The following is a 16,592-nucleotide window of genomic DNA, read 5'->3' on the forward strand; positions in this document are numbered from 1 at the left end:
TCGAGCACGGAGATATCTTCTGTATACCTAGTAGGGTCGATATACTTCAACGAAACCAGGTATCGAGAAGGAGACCGGCGTGACTGGACCGACCTTCGACGCCGAGGGGCGTCGTCTCCTCGACCAGCTTTTCGACAAGTGGTCCCTGCTGGTGTTGGAGGCACTGTGTGACCGGCCCCGGCGCTTCAATGGGCTTCGCCAGCACCTGCCCGCCGTCACGCCGAAGTCACTGACCACATGCCTGCGGCGGCTCGAACGCAACGGGGTGGTCGAGCGGCTGGTCGTGTCCACGGACCCGGTTGCGATCGAATACCGCATCACTCGCTTGGGCCGGAGCCTTCAGTCGCCCCTGCAAGCCATGTTGGGATGGGTCGTCGATCATCACGACGCGGTGGAAGCCGCCCGATCCCACTATGACGAGCGACGTACGCGCAGCGAACCTCAGTCCCTGTCTCCGCCCTCGTCTGTCACAAGAGTGTGAGTTGCGTCGCCTCGGGCGCGGGGCCCGGCGCCTCGTCCCGCGTGCCGTCCCGGCTCTCGGTGATACGCCTGGCCTCGCCCCGGCTCGCCGGGCCTATTCCGTACTCGTCGGCCAGTTCGTGCACTTGTCGTGTGATCCGGCGCTGGTACCACTTGGGGGCGTACGCCCCGTCCGCGTACAGGCGCTCGTAACGTGACACCAGGTGCGGGTGGTGCTGTCCCAGCCAGGCCATGAACCACTCGCGCGCCCCCGGCCGCAGATGCAGTACCAGTGGGGTCACGGAGCCGGCGCCCGCGGCGGCTATCGCCCGTACCGTCGCCCGCAGTTGGTCGGGGCGGTCGCCCAGGAAAGGGATGACCGGCGCCATCAGTACCCCGCAGCCGATGCCGTTGTCGGTCATCGCGCGGACGACATCGAGGCGGCGCTCGGGCGACGGGGTGCCCGGCTCGACCGTGCGCCACAGCTCCTGGCCGACGAAGCCGACCGAGACCGAGATGCCCACCTCGGTGACGGAGGCGGCCTCCCGCAGCAGTTCGAGATCTCGGAGGATCAGGGTGCCCTTGGTGAGGATGGAGAACGGGTTGGCGTGGTCGCGCAGCGCCGTGATGATGCCCGGCATCAGCCCGTAGCGCCCCTCCGCCCGCTGGTAGCAGTCGACATTCGTGCCCATCGCTATGTGCTCCCCCTTCCAGCGGGCGGAGGCCAGCTGCCGGCGTACCAGCTGCGGCGCGTTGATCTTGACGACGATCTGGGAGTCGAAGTCCAGCCCGGTGTCGAGATCCAGATAGCTGTGGGTCTTGCGCGCGAAGCAGTAGACACAGGCGTGTGTGCAGCCCCGGTACGGATTCACCGTCCATTCGAACGGCATACGGGACGCTCCCGGCACCCGGTTCACGATCGAGCGGGCGCGGACCTCGTGGAAGGTGATCCCGCGGAATTCAGGAGTGTCGAACGTGCGGGTGGTCACCGCGTCCGTGCCGAAGAGTGCCATGTCCCCGGTCGGCCCCGTCGTCGGCGGGCTTTCGGCCAGATTGTCCCAGCGCATGCGTGCCTCCTCGGTAGCTCTGACCACAGAATAGAACAAGTGTTCCCTTGATCGCTGCGGACCCGGATTTGGCGGGCGTACCGGAGGGTGGTTGGCTGGCCGCGACTCACTGAAGAACCGAGTGCTGGAGGAAACGCCATGGCGCAGGTCGAGGCCACGACGGAGCGGATCATCGCGGCGGACGCGGACACGCTGTTCGATGCGCTGGCCGACTACGAGAACACCCGCGCGAAGGTGCTCCCCGGCCAGTTCAGCGAGTACGAGGTGCGGGAGGGCGGCGACGGCGAGGGCACCCTCGTCCACTGGAAGCTCCAGGCCACCAGCAAGCGCGTGCGCGACTGCCTGCTGGAGGTCACCGAGCCGAGCGACGGCCGCCTCGTGGAGAAGGACCGCAACTCCTCGATGGTCACCACCTGGACCGTCACCCCTGCCGGTGAGGGCCGTTCGAAGGCTGTCGTCACCACCGTCTGGGACGGCGCCGGCGGCATCGGCGGCTTCTTCGAGCGGACCTTCGCCCCCAAGGGCCTCGCGCGCATCTACGACGAGCTGCTCGCGAAGCTCGCCGCCGAGACCGAGAACACCTCCGGGGCCCAGACGAGTGAGTAGTTCCGGCACCGGTAAGTAGATCTGCCGGGGCGCGCCCCGGCAGATCTACCCAGGCTGCCCCACGGTCACCGTTTCGGGTGGTTTTCCCCGCGGCGCCATTGCGCGCCCCTCGTGCGACACGTCGCGGGAAATCCCTGATGAGCGCCCCGGCGCGGGCTCCGCCGCCCAACACGCCCCCGTCGCAACCCCTTTCGGTAGTCAGCGTTCCGCTTGCCCCCTCTTGGCGTGCGATGCGAAGAATGACGCCGCGCAGGTGCGACGAGGGGAGCAGTACGTGGGCGGTACCACTCTGCCGAATGGCGTGGAGCGACAGGGCGCCGGGCAGCAGGGCCCCGAGCCGCTCCACGCAGGGCCGCTCCACGCGGGTCCGCTCCACACCGGCCGGGCCGAGGCACCTCCCGCCCCGGTCCCCGCCGAACCCCTCAGCCCCCGTCGGCTGCGCCTGGTCGTCTTCGGCCTGATACTCGCCCTGCTGCTGGCCACGCTGGAACAGATGATCGTGGCCACCGCGCTGCCGAAGATCGTCGGCGAACTCCATGGCCTGGACCGGATGTCCTGGACGATCACCGCGTACCTGCTCACCGCCACCATCGGGCTGCCGGTCTACGGCAAGCTCGGGGACCTTTACGGCCGCAAGGGCGTCTTCCAGTTCGCGATCGTCGTCTTCGTCATCGGATCCGCGCTGGCGGGTTGGTCCCGCACCATGGACCAGCTGATCGCCTTCCGCGCCGTCCAGGGCATCGGCGCCGGCGGACTCATGATCGGTGTCCAGGCGATCATCGCGGACATCGTGCCGCCCAGGGAGCGCGGCCGCTTCATGGGACTCATCGGCGCGGCCTTCGGGCTCGCCTCCGTGGCGGGCCCGCTGCTCGGCGGCTTCTTCACCGACCATGTCTCCTGGCGCTGGTGCTTCTACTTCAATGTGCCGCTGGGCGTCGTCACCCTCGCCGTGGTCTCCGTGGTGCTCCGGCTCCCCAAGCCCGCCGCCCGCGGCCGGCTGGACGTCCTGGGCGCGCTGATGCTCGCCGCCGCGTCCACCTTCCTGGTGCTGCTGACCAGTTGGGGCGGTACGGAGTACGCGTGGGACTCCCGCGTCGTGCTCGGACTGGCCGCGGGTGCCGCCGGAACGACCCTGCTCTTCTTCGTCGTCGAGAGCTTCGCGCCCGAACCGATCATTCCGCTGCGGCTGTTCCGTGACCCGGTCTTCACCATTACCGGCCTGATCGGCGCGATCACCGCGGTGGCGCTGTTCGGCGCCAGCAGCTATCTGCCGACCTTCCTCCAGATGGTCGACGGGGCCAGTGCCACCGAATCAGGCCTGCTGATGCTGCCGATGATGGGCGGAATCGTCGTCGCCTCCGTCGTCTCGGGACTTCTCGTCACCCGTACCGGGCGCTACAAGATCTATCCGCTGCTCGGCTGCGCGATCTCGGTGGAGGGGATGTGGCTGCTGTCCCGTCTGGAGGCCGGTACATCCCTGCTCGAATGCGGCATCGCGCAGGGGGTCCTGGGGCTCGGCATGGGCCTGGTGATGCCGGTGCTCGTCGTCGCCGTACAGAACTCCGTTCCGCCCGCCGACCTCGGCACCGCCACCAGCGCCAGCAACTACTTCCGGCAGATCGGCGGCAGTGTGGGGGCCGCCGTCTTCGGCACGCTCTTCGCCGGCCGGCTCACCGACGCACTCGCCGACCGGCTCCCCGCCGGGGCCGATCTTCCCGAACCGGAATCCATCACCCCGCAACTGGTCCACGCCCTGCCGCCCGCGCTGCGCGACCCGTATGTCCAGGCCTACGCGGACGCGATGCCGCGGATCTTCCTCTATCTCGTGCCGGTGCTCGTGCTCGGCCTGTTGATCGCCTTCTTACTCAAGGAGAAACCGCTGGTGTCCCAGAACGCCGCCGAGCCCACCGCATTCCCCGCCGAGCCGACCTCGTACGCCACTGAGCCGACCTCGTACGCCGCCGAGCCGACCTCGTACGCCACTGAGCCGACCTCGTACGCCGCCGAGCCGACCTCGTACGCCACCGCGTACTCCGTCGGACCCAGCGCGTTTCCCGCCGAGCCGGCCCCGGTTCCCGCGCCGCGCGCCAGTGCCCCGCCGGCCGCACCTGCCTTCCCGGCCTCCTCCCAGGGCCCCGCGCCGTACATCTCGGGTGTGGCTGTCTGCGGCACCGTGCAGCACCACGACGGCACCGTCGTGCCCCGTGCCGCGCTCACTCTGATCGATGTCCACGGACAGCAGGTCGGGCGCGGGGCGAGCGGCGGGGACGGGCGGTACGCGCTGAGCGTGCCCGGCTCCGGTTCGTACGTGATGATCGCGGCGGCCAGTGGCCACCAGCCGCAGGCCGTCACGGTGACCGTAGGCGAACGGCCCGTCGAGCTGGACGTGGTCCTCGGTGGCGCGGGCCGCCTCGCCGGAGCCGTACGCACCGCCGACGGCACCCCGGTGCGTGACGCGGCCGTGACCCTCACGGACGTACGCGGCGAGGTCGTCGCGAGCACCCGCAGCGGACGCGAGGGCGCCTATGTGATCTCGGAGCTGGTGGCCGGGGAGTACACGCTGGCGGCGAGCGCCCCGGCCTTCCGGCCCGCGGCCCTCCCGGTCAGCGTGCAGGCCTCGCGCGAGACCCGGCAGGACATCGAACTGGCCGGCGGGGCGGTGCTGCGCGGTACGGTACGGGCCGGCGGAGGCCGTCCCGTCGAGGACGCGCGCGTCACCCTGCTCGACGCGGCCGGCAATGTGGTGGACACCCTCACCACCGGTCCCGACGGCATCTTCCGGTTCGTGGATCTCTCCTCGGGCGAGTACACGGTGATCGCCGCGGGCTATCCGCCGGTCGCCACCGTCCTCCGCATGGCGGGCGGCGGACGCACCGAACGCGACCTCCAACTGGGCCACGAGGACTGACTTATTTTCAGTCAACTGTGGGTTGTGCGCGGGCGCACTACCTATTAGTTCATTGACCGGCGCATCGTGTGTGAAGGGCCTTACCGTGGAGGGCGGAGCCGCGGATCCTGGCGGCAGGGAAGGAGCCTTCCACCCATGGACAGTGGTATTCCGCCGGGACTGCCGCAGGACTTCGCCGCGGCCGGCCGGATCCCGCTCGCCGTGGTCGTCGTGGACGGTGACGGCCTGGTGTCGCACTGGTCGAGCGGCGCACGGCGACTTTTCGGCCACGCGAGGGAAGAGGCGATCGGGCAGCCGGCCAGCGATCTGATGCCGGTCGCCGGAGCCCTCGCCGAGGGCGAACAGGGGGTGGCCCACGGCACGTACGACTCGTACGACGATCTGGGTCCGGAGCTGCACACGCGGGGCTCCTATCCCACCGCCGGACGCGCGAAGCTCTCCGCTCCCGGGCGGGGCCGGCTCGACGTGCTGTGGTGGGCGTATCCACTGATCGGTCCGGGGCCGGGGCGCCACCTCGTACTCGCGGCGGACGCGGCCCAGTTGCGGCGGGACGGCGAAGAAGCCACGAGCGACGGCGCGGAAGCCACGAGCGACGGCGCGGAAGCCACGAGCGACGGCGAGGAGTCCACGCGCGACGGGGCGGACGAGACGCGGGACGGGTCGGGCGCCCCGCGCATCTCCCCGGGCTTCGCCCTGCACACGGAACTCCAGGACTCCGACGCGCTGGCCCGGCGGCTGCCGGACATCCTGCCGAACATGGGCCCGGCCGAGTCCAACCGCATCGTCGCCCAGGTCCTCGAACTGGGCTACCCGGTACTGGAGTTCAGTCATCAGGAACGAGTTCCCGTCACCCCCGACTGGGGTGTGCCCCGCCGCGCGGCCGAACGAGGGGCCACCTCCGCCGCCACGCCCGCCGGACCCGGGCAGCCCCGGCGGTCGGCGGTGCCCCGCCCCCAACTCGACCTCGAATACGCCGCCGTGCGCGAACGGCTGGAGTTCCTGAACGAGGTCAGCGGCCGTATCGGCTCGTCCCTGGACCTGGCCCGTACGATCCGTGAGGTCACCAGCGCCGCCGTCCCCCGCTTCACCGACTTCGCGGGCACGCACCTGCGCGCCGCGGTGCTGGCCGGCGAGGGATTCCCGGACGGTCCGCCCGATGTGACCACCCTCTGGCACCGGGTCTGGGTGGAGCACAACGACGAGCCGGGCCGCTGGGACGACACGGTGCCGGTCGGTGAGGCCATTGCCTTCCCCGAACACACCCCGTTCTTCCAGTGCATGGTCACCGGCGAGCCCGTACTGATCCCACGGATCAGCGAAGAGGACGGCAACCGTATCTCGGGAGAGTTCGAGAAGCGGGATCTGCGTCCCCTGATCAATCACCGGTCCATGCTGCTCGTGCCGTTGAAGGCGCGCGACGTGGTGCTCGGCTTCATGGTGCTGATGCGACGGCCCGAACGCGAGCCGTTCGACGGCATGGACCGTACGACCGGAGCCGAACTCGCCGCGCGGGCCGGGCTCGTACTCGACAACGCCCGGATGTACACGTACCAGGAGAACGTCGCCGAGACGCTCCAGGACAGCATGCTGCCGCAGGTCGCCCCGCGCATGGCGGGCTGCGACATCGCCACCCGATATCTGCCGGGCACCCGGCTCGGCCGGATCGGCGGTGACTGGTTCGACGCCGTGAAACTGCCCGGGTCGCGCACCGCCCTCGTCGTCGGTGATGTGATGGGCCACGGGCTCAACTCGGCGGCGATGATGGGCCAGTTGCGTACCGCCGTACAGACCATGGCGACCATGGAGATGCCGCCCGCACAACTGATGCGCAATCTGGACGACTTGGCGCAGCGGCTCGGCGAGCTGTATCTGGCGACCTGCCTGTACGCGGTGTACGACCCCATCACGTCCGAGCTCCAGATCGCCAACGCCGGACACATCCCGCCGGTCCTCGTCCGCGCCGAGGACGGCAGGAGCGAGGTGCTCGACCTGCCGACCGGAGCGCCCATCGGGGTGGGCGGAGTGGCCTTCGAGACGGCGACCGTGCAGGTCCGGCCGGGGGACCGGCTGGTGTTGTGCACCGACGGGCTGGTCGAGGTGCGCGGCGAGGACATCGGGGACGGCCTGGCGGCCCTGTGCGCGTCCGCCGCGCACCCCGCCGCCTCGATGGACAGCGCCTGCGACACCATCATCCGCGCGCTGAACACCCGCGACGGCCGCAAGGACGATGTGGCCCTGCTGATGGCGAGGCTGAACGGGATCCCGGACGAGGACGTGGCCGAGTTCCAACTCGACCTCGATCCACGGGAAGTGGGCAGGGCCAGACGCCTGGCGCGCGGACAGCTGCTCGACTGGGAGCTGCCGGACGCGGTGGAGGCCGCCGAACTGATGGTCAGTGAGCTGGTCACCAACGCCCTGAAGCACGCGCGGTCCCGTCAGGTCGGGCTGCGTCTGGTCCGTACGGACGCGCTGCTGTGCGAGGTCACCGACGACGAACCGGCCCCGGCGGCCCTGCTGAACGCGGGCCATGACGACGAGTTCGGGCGGGGACTGCGGGTGGTGAGCCGGCTGGCCCGGGAATGGGGCAGCAGCAGCTCGGCCCACGGCAAGACGGTCTGGTTCGAGCAGGCCCTGACACGGAGGTCCACCGCGCGGCCGTCCCGGTCCGCGCCGGCTGCCTGAGCCACCCGTCTCTCCCCGGTTCCTGGTCGGTCCAAGTGAAGATTTTCCCCGCGCTCTTGTCCCCGGACCTGCGGAAACGGTAGTCCGGTCCCCACACCCGCGTTCCGCGGGCCATACCTGGGGAGACAAATGGACGTGTCGCTGCGTTACCGGGAGGCATGGGAAGGTTTCTGGCGGGAGACCTCCGGCACACCGGGTGAGGCGATCTGGGACTGCGATCCGTCCCTCGCCTCCATACCGCACAGCGAACTGCTGCTGCCGCACGCGGACGCCTCACTGCCGGTGGTCGATCTCGGCTGTGGCAACGGCACTCAGACCCGCTATCTGGCCACCCGTTTCGCACGCGCGATCGGCGTGGACCTCTCGGACGCGGCGATAGCGCTCGCGCGCCGCGCCGACACCGCGGGGACCGCCGAGTTCGAACAGCTCAACCTGGTCGACCGCGACGCGGTGCGCGCGCTGCGGGACCGGACGGGGGACACCAACGTCTATATGCGAGCGGTGATCCATCAGAGCGAACCGCAGGACCGGACCGCTGTCGCCGAGGCCGTCGCGGAGCTGCTCGGCGTACGGGGCCGGGCCTTCGTCGCCGAGCTGACCAGCGCGTCGAGGGCGGTGTTGCAGCAGGCCTCGGCGGGGCCCGACGGCCCGCCGGAGAAGCTGCGGCGGGTCTTCGACCACGGGCTCAAGCCGGCCGGGGCCGAGGACGAGGAGGTGCCCGGACTGCTGCGCGCGGCCGGGCTGACGATCCTGGCGAGCGGGGACACCGTGCTCGCGCAGACGGAGCAGCTGCCGGACGGCACCCGGATCGACCTGCCGGCCCGGTGGTTCGTGCTCGCACGCGCATAGCGCTGTCCGTACAGCCGTGTACGGGCTCGTCACAGCCGTGTACGGGCCCGTCACAGCCGTGTCCGCCCCGTCACACCCGTGTACGGGCCCGTCACTCCCTTGTCCGCCCCCGTCCGCGCCCGGCGTCCGCGCCGCCCCTCACACGCGGCGCGCGGTGCCGGACAGGGGCTGGATAGGGTGGGAGGCGAGCTCGGGTCCGGCGGAACCGGTGCCGGACAGGCCCCAAGGCCGACGCCGGGGTCGGCACCGGGCCGCTTCGGCGGCGCGGCGCGGCCCGGCCGGCTTGGCCCGGAGAGGGCCCGGCTTGGCCCGGAGAGAGGAAGGGACCTGTGAAGATCCTCATCAGCGCCGACATGGAAGGCGCCACCGGTGTGACCTGGCCGGCCGACGTCCTGCCGGGCAAACCTCAGTGGGAACGGTGCCGTTCCCTGTTCACCTCCGACGTCAACGCCGCCGTTCTCGGCTTCCTCGACGGCGGCGCCGACGAGGTGCTCATCAACGAGGCGCACTGGTCGATGCGCAATCTGCTGCTGGAACAGCTCGACGAGCGGGCCGAGATGATCACCGGCCGGCACAAGTCGCTGTCCATGGTCGAGGGCGTACAGCACGGCGACGTGGACGGTATCGCCTTCGTCGGCTACCACACCGGAGCCGGTACGGAGGGCGTGCTGGCGCACACGTATCTCGCCAACTCCCTCACCGGCGTGTGGCTGAACGGCACCCGGGCCAGCGAGGGCCTGCTGAACGCGCATGTGGTCGCGGAGTACGGCGTCCCCGTCGTCCTCGTCACCGGCGACGACCTGACCTGCGTGGACGCGGACGGCTACGCCCCGGACGCCCGCAAGGTCGCCGTCAAGGACCATGTCTCGCGGTACGCGGCGGTCTGCCGGACCCCGGCCCGTACCGCCGCCGACATCCGCGCCGCCGCGAAGGAGGCCACGGCACTCGCGGGCCGGTACGAACCGGTCGGCGCCGGGCCGTTCACCATGGAGATGGAGTTCGACGCCGCGCATCTCTCCGAGGTCTCCACCGTCGTACCGGGCGTGGCGGCGAGCGGTGAACGGCGCGTCTCGTACACCAGCGGGACGATGTATGAGGCCATTCGCACGTTCAAGGCGGTCACCACGATCGTTTCGGCCGCGGTGGAGGAGCAGTATGGCTGACATGAGGTCCACCGACATGTTTGATCCCCTCGACTTTGATCCCCTCGACAGGGCGGCGCTCGACGAGGTGGTCACCTTCACCTCCGAGCTCATCCGTATCGACACCACCAACCGGGGGAGCGGGGACTGCCGGGAGCGCCCGGCGGCCGAATACGTCGCGGAGCGACTCGCGGACGCGGGAGTCGAGCCCACCCTCCTGGAGCGGACCCCCGGCCGTACCAACGTCGTGGCCAGGATCGAAGGCACGGATCCGGCCGCCGACGCGCTTCTCGTCCACGGTCATCTCGACGTCGTACCGGCCGAGCCCGCCGACTGGAGCGTGCACCCCTTCTCCGGGGAGATCAGGGACGACGTCGTGTGGGGCCGCGGCGCGATCGACATGAAGAACATGGACGCGATGCTGCTGTCCGTCGTCCGCTCGTGGGCCAGGTCGGGCATCCGGCCGCGCCGGGACATCGTGATCGCCTACACCGCCGACGAGGAGGCCAGCGCCGTCGACGGCTCCGGTTTCCTCGCCGACCAGCACCCGGAACTCTTCGAGGGCTGTACGGAAGGCATCAGTGAGTCCGGGGCCTTCACCTTCCACGCCGGCCCCGGAATGGCCCTCTATCCGATCGCCGCCGGTGAACGCGGCACCGGCTGGCTGAAGCTCACCGCCCACGGCAGGGCGGGGCACGGCTCCAAGGTGAACCGCGCCAACGCGGTGAGCCGGCTCGCCGCCGCCATCACCAGGATCGGCGACCACCGGTGGCCGGTCAGGCTCACCCCGACCGTACGGGCCGCCCTCGCCGAACTCGCCGCGCTGAACGGCATCGACACGGACGTCCACGCCGAGGACTTCGACACGGACGGTCTGCTGGGCAAGCTCGGCCCGGCCGCCGCGCTGGTCGAGCCGACCGTGCGCAACAGCGCCAATCCGACCGTCCTGGAGGCCGGGTACAAGGTCAATGTGATTCCGGGCCAGGCCACCGCCTATGTCGACGGGCGGATGGTGCCCGGCGGCGAGGAGGAGTTCCGTACCACCCTGGACCTGCTGACGGGGCCGGACGTGGAGTGGGAGTTCCACCACCGCGAGGTCGCGCTCCAGGCGCCGGTCGACTCGCCGACCTTCGCCAAACTGCGCGCCGCCGTCGAGCGTTTCGACCCGGCCGGGCATGTCGTGCCGTACTGCATGTCGGGCGGCACGGACGCCAAGCAGTTCTCCCGGCTCGGCATCACGGGCTACGGCTTCTCGCCGCTCAAGCTGCCCCCCGGCTTCGACTACCAGGCGCTGTTCCACGGCGTCGACGAGCGGGTGCCCGTCTCGGCGCTGCACTTCGGCGTCCGTGTTCTCGACCACTACCTGAAGTCCGCCTGATCCGTCCAATCCGCCTGATTCTTCGCCTGGTTCGCACAGTTCGCTGAGGAGCACGATGCTGTCCATGGGGGGCTACGGAACGTGGCCGTCGCCGATCGACGCCACACTGGCCGCCTCGCACGACGGCCGCCCCGAGTACGTGGGGACGGTCGGCGACGAGGTGTGGTGGACGGCACCGCGCCCGGCCGAGGCGGGCCGGCGCGCACTCGTACGCCTGCGGGCCGACGGCCACGAGGAGTCGGTCCTGCCGGCCCCGTGGAACGTCCGCAGCCGGGTGATCGAGTACGGCGGTGTGCCCTGGGCGGGCGCCGCGCGCCCCGACGGCGGCCCGCTCGTCGTCTTCGTCCACTTCCCCGACCAGCGTCTGTACGTGTACGAGCCGGACGGCGCGGACGGCCCGAGGCCCCTCACACCCGTCTCCGCGACCGGCGGCGGGCTGCGCTGGGCCGACCCCCGGATCCACCTGGACCGGGGCGAAGTCTGGTGCGTGCTGGAGGAGTTCACCGGCGAGGCGCCCACCGACGTACGCCGGGTGGTCGCCGCCGTCCCCCTGGACGGCTCGGCCGCCGAGGACCGTACGGCGGTACGGGAGCTGTCCGACGACCGGCACCGCTTCGTCACCGGGCCCCGGCTCTCCCCGGACGGGCGCCATGCCGCGTGGATCGCCTGGGACCACCCGCGGATGCCGTGGGACGGCACGGTGGTGATGCTCGGTGAGGTGACGGAGACCGGCCCGTTCACCGGGGTCGTCCCCGTCGTCGGGGACACGGACGAGTCGATCGCCCAGGTCGACTGGGCGCCGGACGGCTCGCTGCTCTTCGTCTCCGACCTCGGAGACTGGTGGGAGCTCCGGCGCGTCCGTCCCGACGCCCTGCTCCCGGGCGCGGCGGACGGGCCGGACCGGTCGCCCGGCGTCATCGCGAGCACCGCCCTCTGCCCAGGGCGCGGCGAGGAGTTCGGCGGTCCCCTCTGGAAGATCGGCCTCCAGTGGTTCCACCCGCTGGAGAACGGGCTGATCGCCGTCATCCACGGCAAGGGCACCACGGCGCTCGGCATCCTCGACCCGGAGACCGGCGAACTGGTGGACGCGGCCGGGCCCTGGACGGAATGGGCCGCGACGCTCGCCGTGCGGGACACCCGGGTGATCGGCGTCGCGGCCGGCCCGCGCAGCGCGTACGAGGTCGTGGAGGTGGACAGCGCCACCGGAGACGCCCGCGTGATCGGCTCGGCGCACCGCGACCCGGTGGACCCCGCGTACTACCCCGAGCCCCGGATCCGTACCTTCACCGGCCCGGACGGCCGCGAGATCCACGCCCACATCTACCCGCCGCACCACCCCGGCCACCGCGCGCCCGACGACGAACTGCCGCCCTACGTGGTGTGGGCCCACGGCGGTCCCACCGGCCACGCCCCGCTCGTCCTCGATCTGGAGATCGCCTACTTCACCACGCGCGGCATCGGTGTCGCCGAGGTCAACTACGGCGGCTCCACCGGTTACGGCCGTGCCTACCGCAACCGGCTGCGCGGGCAGTGGGGAGTGGTGGACGTCGAGGACTGCGCGGCCGTCGCGCAGGCCCTGGCCGCCGAAGGCACCGCCGACCGGGCCCGGCTCGCCGTACGTGGCGGCAGCGCGGGCGGCTGGACGGCGGCGGCGTCCCTCACCACCACCGACGTGTACGCCTGCGGCACCATCATCTATCCGATCCTCGACCTGCTGGGCTGGGCCACCGACGAGACCCACGACTTCGAGTCCCAGTACCTGGAATCGCTGATCGGACCGCTGGCCGAGGTCCCCGACCGCTATCACGAACGTTCTCCGCTGCATCATGTCGACCGGATCACCACGCCGTTCCTTCTGCTGCAGGGCCTGGACGACGTGATCTGCCCGCCCGCGCAGTGCGAGCGGTTCCTGGACCGGATGGCGGGGCGCGGCATTCCGCACGCGTACATCTCGTTCGAGGGGGAGGGGCACGGCTTCCGCAGGGCCGACACCATGATCCGCGCGCTGGAGGCCGAACTGTCCCTGTACGTACAGACCTTCGGCATCGACCGTACCGACGTCCCGAAGCTGGAGTTCAAGACGTGACCGAGACGCCCCCGACCGCGACCTCCATGTCCTTGAGCGTCACGCCTCCTGCCGTGACGGTCACGCCGTTGACCCGGCCCGCGCGCCTGCGGCGGGGGGCCAGGGTCGCCGTGGTGGCGCCCAGCGGCCCGGTACCCGCCGACCGGCTCGCGTCGGGGCTCGACATCCTGCGCGGCTGGGACCTCGAACCCGTCGTCGCCCCGCACGTCCTGGACACCCACCCCCGGCTGGGCTACCTCGCGGGGACGGACGAGGACCGCGCCCGGGACCTCCAGGAGGCGTGGTGCGATCCGTCCGTCTCCGCGGTGCTCTGCGCCCGTGGCGGGTACGGAGCCCAGCGCATGGCCGAGCTGCTCGACTGGACCGCGATGCGGGCCGCCGGGCCCAAGGTCTTCGTCGGCTACAGCGACATCACCGCGCTGCACGAGGCGTTCGCCCTAAGGATGGGCCTGGTCACGTTGCACGGCCCGATGGTCGCCACCCTGACCTTCCTCAAGGACGCCGCGACGCAGGAGTCGCTGCGCGCCACGCTCTTCGAGCCGGAGTCGGTACGGACCCTGGGGTCGGCCACGGCCCGGCCGCTGGTACCCGGCCGGGCGACGGGCGTCACACTCGGCGGCTGCGTCAGCCTGCTCGCGGCCGACCTCGGCACACCGCACGTACGTCCTTCGGCCGCCGGAGGGCTGTTGCTGATCGAGGACGTCGGCGAGGAGCCGTACCGGCTGGACCGTATCCTCACCCAACTGCTGCGCTCCGGCTGGCTGGACGGAGTCGCCGGGATCGGCCTCGGCTCCTGGACGCAGTGCGGTCCGTACGAGGACGTACGGGCGCTGCTGCTCGACCGGCTCGGCGGACTGGGCGTACCGGTCGTCGAGGAGCTGGGGTTCGGCCACGGCGAGACGGCACTGACGATGCCGCTGGGCGTGCCCGCGGTGCTGGACTCGGAGAGCGCCACGCTCACCCTGGATGTGCCGGCGCTGACGTGACCTGGCCCGGCCGGTGATGGGCGAGCCGTCGGCCGGTCTAGTCTGGCGCGATGCGCGACCTTCCGGAGCCGTTCGCCGAGGGCCTCCGCACGTTCCTGTGTCCCCTCCGCCGTGAGGACGCCGACGAGTTCACCGCCCTCGTCCGCGAGAGCGAGGCCCTGCACAGTCCTTGGCTCTTCCCGCCCGCCGGCCTTACGCGTTCGCCGCGTACGCGAACGTGTTCGCCGAGGACCCCGCCAAGCTGGGCCACCTGGTCCGTACTCGCGACGACGGGCGGATCGCCGGTTTCATCAACATCAACAACATCGTGCGGGGCGGTTTCCGGAGCGGCGCGCTCGGATACGGCGCCTTCGCGCACGCCGCCGGGCGCGGGCTGATGTCGGAAGCGCTCGGGCTGGTGCTCGGGCGGGCCTTCGGACCGCTGGAACTGCACCGTCTGGAGGCCAACATCCAGCCGGGCAACGCCGGTTCCCTCGCGCTGGTACGTCGCGCCGGCTTCCGGCGGGAGGGCTACTCGCCGGACTTCCTGTTCATCGACGGCGCCTGGCGGGACCACGAACGCTGGGCGGTCACCGCCGAGATGTGGGCCCGAGGCCGCTGAACCGGCGGCCTCGGGCACGGCTGTGGCTCTACGGCTGTGGTTCGTGGACCGCCTTGCGGTCGACGTACTCGAAGATCGAGCCGTCGGGATGCAGGGCGATCAGATTGCGGCCCACCGGCGTCGGCACCGGGCCCGCGAGGACCTGGGCGCCGACCTCGGTAAGGGCGACGAGCGCCTCGTCGACGTCCTTGACGGCGATGGTCGCCGTCACCTTGCGCAGGACATCTATCTCCGACGCGGGTCCGCTCATCAGAAGGAAGCAGCCGACGGCGGCGACCGAGACCCCGCCGCGCTCGAAGCGGAGCGCGGAGCTACCGGTGAGGCGTTCGTAGAACACCACCGAGGTCTCCAGGTCATCGACGCAGATGCGCAACGTGGTTCCCAGGATTTCCATACGCATCACATTAGTTGGCGGAGCCGCGACATGAAATCGTCGGCGCGGCGGAACGGCCACACGCGACGAGCGTGCCCGCATTGCCCGAGCAACTGGATGCTCCGTGACCTGCTGCCCGGTTGTGACGAATGACCCCGCCGCTGGTCGCGGATCACCGAGTGTCCCCAGCTGACACTGTGCACGGAGTTGTCGATCCCACAGTGGTGGCCCAGCGGGTTCCGGTGTCTTTGTCTCCGCTCCAGATGTATTGCCGGGTGGGTGTACGGGTCATCCCGAAGTCGTACAAGCTGGGCTCGCCGGCATCCTGCCATTTCTGCCATGCCCGGTCGGTTTCCTCGGCCAGGCGGCGGGGGCCACCCTGGTACACCACGGGCGCGGCGCTCTCCGGTGCGGTGAGAGTGGCCCAGGAGGAATGGCCGTCGTGAAGCCACGCAGTCACACCGTCACCGGCCGTCGTCAAGATCCGGACGTCAGGCAGGACGACGCGCAGGGCGAAGAGCAGACTCACGTCCGCATGGAGGCGCCGCACGTCCCTGGCGAAGGACCCGTCGGTCTCGGGTGCGTCGTCACCACGGACCTGGTCCCAGGGCAGACCCTGACTGGTGCCGCGGCTTGGCATGAACTGGGCCAGGCCCTGCATCCAGCCGCTGGCCGAGCGTCCGTCGTCCGCCACGGTGAGCGCCACATGTCCGAGTCGGCCCCATGGCGTGACGATGCGCCCTCCGGGACGGGTCTGTTCCACCCATGTCCACGGCACCTCGTCGACCGCGTACGTCGCGACGACTCGATCGTACGGAGCGTTCTCGCGCCTGCCCTGGGCGCCGTCGCCGCCGACGACGTTCACCCCGGCGCCCACCGCGTCGAGGCGAGTACGGGACTCTGCCGCGAGCCGGGAGTCCACTTCCACACTGGTGACTCGTCCGGGGCCGGCCCGCGCTGCCAACAGGGCGGCGTTCCAGCCGGCCCCGGTGCCCAGTTCAAGCACCTGATGGCCGCGCTCGACCATCAGTGAGTCGAGCATGTCCACCACGACTGCCTGGCAGGACAGGCTGGAGGAGGGCAGCCCATCGGTGATCTGCGTGATGGTGGCCTGATCGGGTCTCGGGTAGACGAGTTCGGCCCAGCGTCCGGCTTCCGTCCCACGGTCTGCGGGGACATAGGCGGAGCCGTCCCAGGCCCACACCCGGTCGGGGGCAAACAGGTGCCTGGGCAGATCCTCGACGGCCGGACGAACCCACGGCGAATCAACTGGCCACCCACCGTCTGCCTCCAACACGCGGTCAAGGCGTTGTCGGAGCTCGGCGAACTCGTCCATCAGCACTACTTCCTGCGCGTACCGCTGGGAGGCGGAGGCTTGGGTACCTGCCCGTCGGCGTTCCCGGGCGGCGGTGTTCCCTGACCCGGGTCCGGATCCGGCTTACGGTGTTCGCCCAC

12 protein-coding genes and 1 pseudogene are annotated in these 16,592 nt (G+C 70.7%); 10 read left to right on the forward strand and 3 right to left on the reverse strand.

Translation table 11 applies throughout. The features are described from left to right. Positions 1-79: 79 nt before the first annotated feature. On the forward strand, positions 80-481 hold the full coding sequence (locus ACIQD6_RS05880) for a winged helix-turn-helix transcriptional regulator (protein WP_401878575.1): 402 nt from the start codon (positions 80-82) through the stop codon (positions 479-481). On the opposite strand, the gene ACIQD6_RS05885 is transcribed toward ACIQD6_RS05880, so the two are convergent. Further along, the gene (locus tag ACIQD6_RS05885; RefSeq protein WP_401878578.1) at positions 468-1,526 is read right to left on the reverse strand and encodes an Rv2578c family radical SAM protein; all 1,059 of its coding nucleotides are present in this window, start codon (positions 1,524-1,526) and stop codon (positions 468-470) included. The genes ACIQD6_RS05880 and ACIQD6_RS05885 overlap by 14 nt on opposite strands. Before the next feature lie 138 nt (positions 1,527-1,664). On the opposite strand from ACIQD6_RS05885, the gene ACIQD6_RS05890 reads away from it, so the two are divergent. The 9 genes and pseudogenes from ACIQD6_RS05890 (at position 1,665) to ACIQD6_RS05930 (ending at position 14,764) form a co-directional block, all read left to right on the forward strand. Then, on the forward strand, positions 1,665-2,132 hold the full coding sequence (locus ACIQD6_RS05890) for an SRPBCC family protein (protein ID WP_401878581.1): 468 nt from the start codon (positions 1,665-1,667) through the stop codon (positions 2,130-2,132). A gap of 436 nt (positions 2,133-2,568) precedes the next feature. Beyond that, entirely contained in the window at positions 2,569-5,040 is a 2,472-nt protein-coding gene (locus tag ACIQD6_RS05895; RefSeq protein WP_401879512.1) for an MFS transporter, read from the forward strand. A 135-nt stretch (positions 5,041-5,175) separates the two neighbouring features. Beyond that, positions 5,176-7,722 carry a SpoIIE family protein phosphatase gene (locus ACIQD6_RS05900; RefSeq protein WP_401878582.1) on the forward strand — a complete coding sequence of 849 codons (2,547 nt, stop codon included), beginning with the start codon at positions 5,176-5,178 and terminating at the stop codon, positions 7,720-7,722. A gap of 129 nt (positions 7,723-7,851) precedes the next feature. Next, on the forward strand, positions 7,852-8,571 hold the full coding sequence (locus tag ACIQD6_RS05905) for a class I SAM-dependent methyltransferase (RefSeq protein WP_401878584.1): 720 nt from the start codon (positions 7,852-7,854) through the stop codon (positions 8,569-8,571). A gap of 329 nt (positions 8,572-8,900) precedes the next feature. After that, positions 8,901-9,734, forward strand: a complete 834-nt coding sequence (locus ACIQD6_RS05910) for a M55 family metallopeptidase (RefSeq protein WP_401878586.1) — start codon at positions 8,901-8,903, stop codon at positions 9,732-9,734. Between the two features lie 16 nt (positions 9,735-9,750). Next, positions 9,751-11,091 carry a M20/M25/M40 family metallo-hydrolase gene (locus ACIQD6_RS05915; protein ID WP_401879514.1) on the forward strand — a complete coding sequence of 447 codons (1,341 nt, stop codon included), beginning with the start codon at positions 9,751-9,753 and terminating at the stop codon, positions 11,089-11,091. A 55-nt stretch (positions 11,092-11,146) separates the two neighbouring features. After that, positions 11,147-13,177 (forward strand): prolyl oligopeptidase family serine peptidase, encoded by a 2,031-nt coding sequence (locus ACIQD6_RS05920; protein ID WP_401878589.1) that lies wholly within the window; start codon positions 11,147-11,149, stop codon positions 13,175-13,177. A gap of 26 nt (positions 13,178-13,203) precedes the next feature. Beyond that, the gene (locus tag ACIQD6_RS05925) at positions 13,204-14,163 is read left to right on the forward strand and encodes an LD-carboxypeptidase (RefSeq protein WP_401879517.1); all 960 of its coding nucleotides are present in this window, start codon (positions 13,204-13,206) and stop codon (positions 14,161-14,163) included. Between the two features lie 50 nt (positions 14,164-14,213). Continuing rightward, positions 14,214-14,764: pseudogene (locus ACIQD6_RS05930) on the forward strand (GNAT family N-acetyltransferase). Positions 14,765-14,792: 28 nt separating this feature from the next. On the opposite strand, the gene ACIQD6_RS05935 reads toward ACIQD6_RS05930, so the two are convergent. Both ACIQD6_RS05935 and ACIQD6_RS05940 read right to left on the reverse strand, forming a co-directional pair. Then, complete coding sequence (locus ACIQD6_RS05935) at positions 14,793-15,158, reverse strand: VOC family protein (protein ID WP_401878591.1); 366 nt, start codon at positions 15,156-15,158, stop codon at positions 14,793-14,795. 151 nt (positions 15,159-15,309) lie between these two features. Continuing rightward, positions 15,310-16,473: a methyltransferase domain-containing protein gene (locus ACIQD6_RS05940; protein WP_401878592.1), complete on the reverse strand. Its 1,164-nt coding sequence runs from the start codon at positions 16,471-16,473 to the stop codon at positions 15,310-15,312. Positions 16,474-16,592: the final 119 nt, after the last annotated feature.

Origin of the sequence: Streptomyces sp. NPDC088400, assembly GCF_044753355.1 — a bacterium.
In the GTDB taxonomy this organism is placed as follows: Bacteria; Actinomycetota; Actinomycetes; order Streptomycetales; family Streptomycetaceae; genus Streptomyces.

Excerpts from the sequence above, each read along its gene's own strand:
- ACIQD6_RS05885 (WP_401878578.1), bottom strand. The coding sequence starts at position 1,526 with ATGCGCTGGGACAATCTGGCCGAAAGCCCGCCGACGACGGGGCCGACC.
- ACIQD6_RS05915 (WP_401879514.1), top strand. The coding sequence starts at position 9,751 with ATGTTTGATCCCCTCGACTTTGATCCCCTCGACAGGGCGGCGCTCGAC.
- ACIQD6_RS05940 (WP_401878592.1), bottom strand. The coding sequence starts at position 16,473 with ATGGACGAGTTCGCCGAGCTCCGACAACGCCTTGACCGCGTGTTGGAG.
- ACIQD6_RS05890 (WP_401878581.1), top strand. The coding sequence starts at position 1,665 with ATGGCGCAGGTCGAGGCCACGACGGAGCGGATCATCGCGGCGGACGCG.
- ACIQD6_RS05935 (WP_401878591.1), bottom strand. The coding sequence starts at position 15,158 with ATGGAAATCCTGGGAACCACGTTGCGCATCTGCGTCGATGACCTGGAG.
- ACIQD6_RS05905 (WP_401878584.1), top strand. The coding sequence starts at position 7,852 with ATGGACGTGTCGCTGCGTTACCGGGAGGCATGGGAAGGTTTCTGGCGG.
- ACIQD6_RS05920 (WP_401878589.1), top strand. The coding sequence starts at position 11,147 with ATGCTGTCCATGGGGGGCTACGGAACGTGGCCGTCGCCGATCGACGCC.
- ACIQD6_RS05900 (WP_401878582.1), top strand. The coding sequence starts at position 5,176 with ATGGACAGTGGTATTCCGCCGGGACTGCCGCAGGACTTCGCCGCGGCC.
- ACIQD6_RS05925 (WP_401879517.1), top strand. The coding sequence starts at position 13,204 with ATGTCCTTGAGCGTCACGCCTCCTGCCGTGACGGTCACGCCGTTGACC.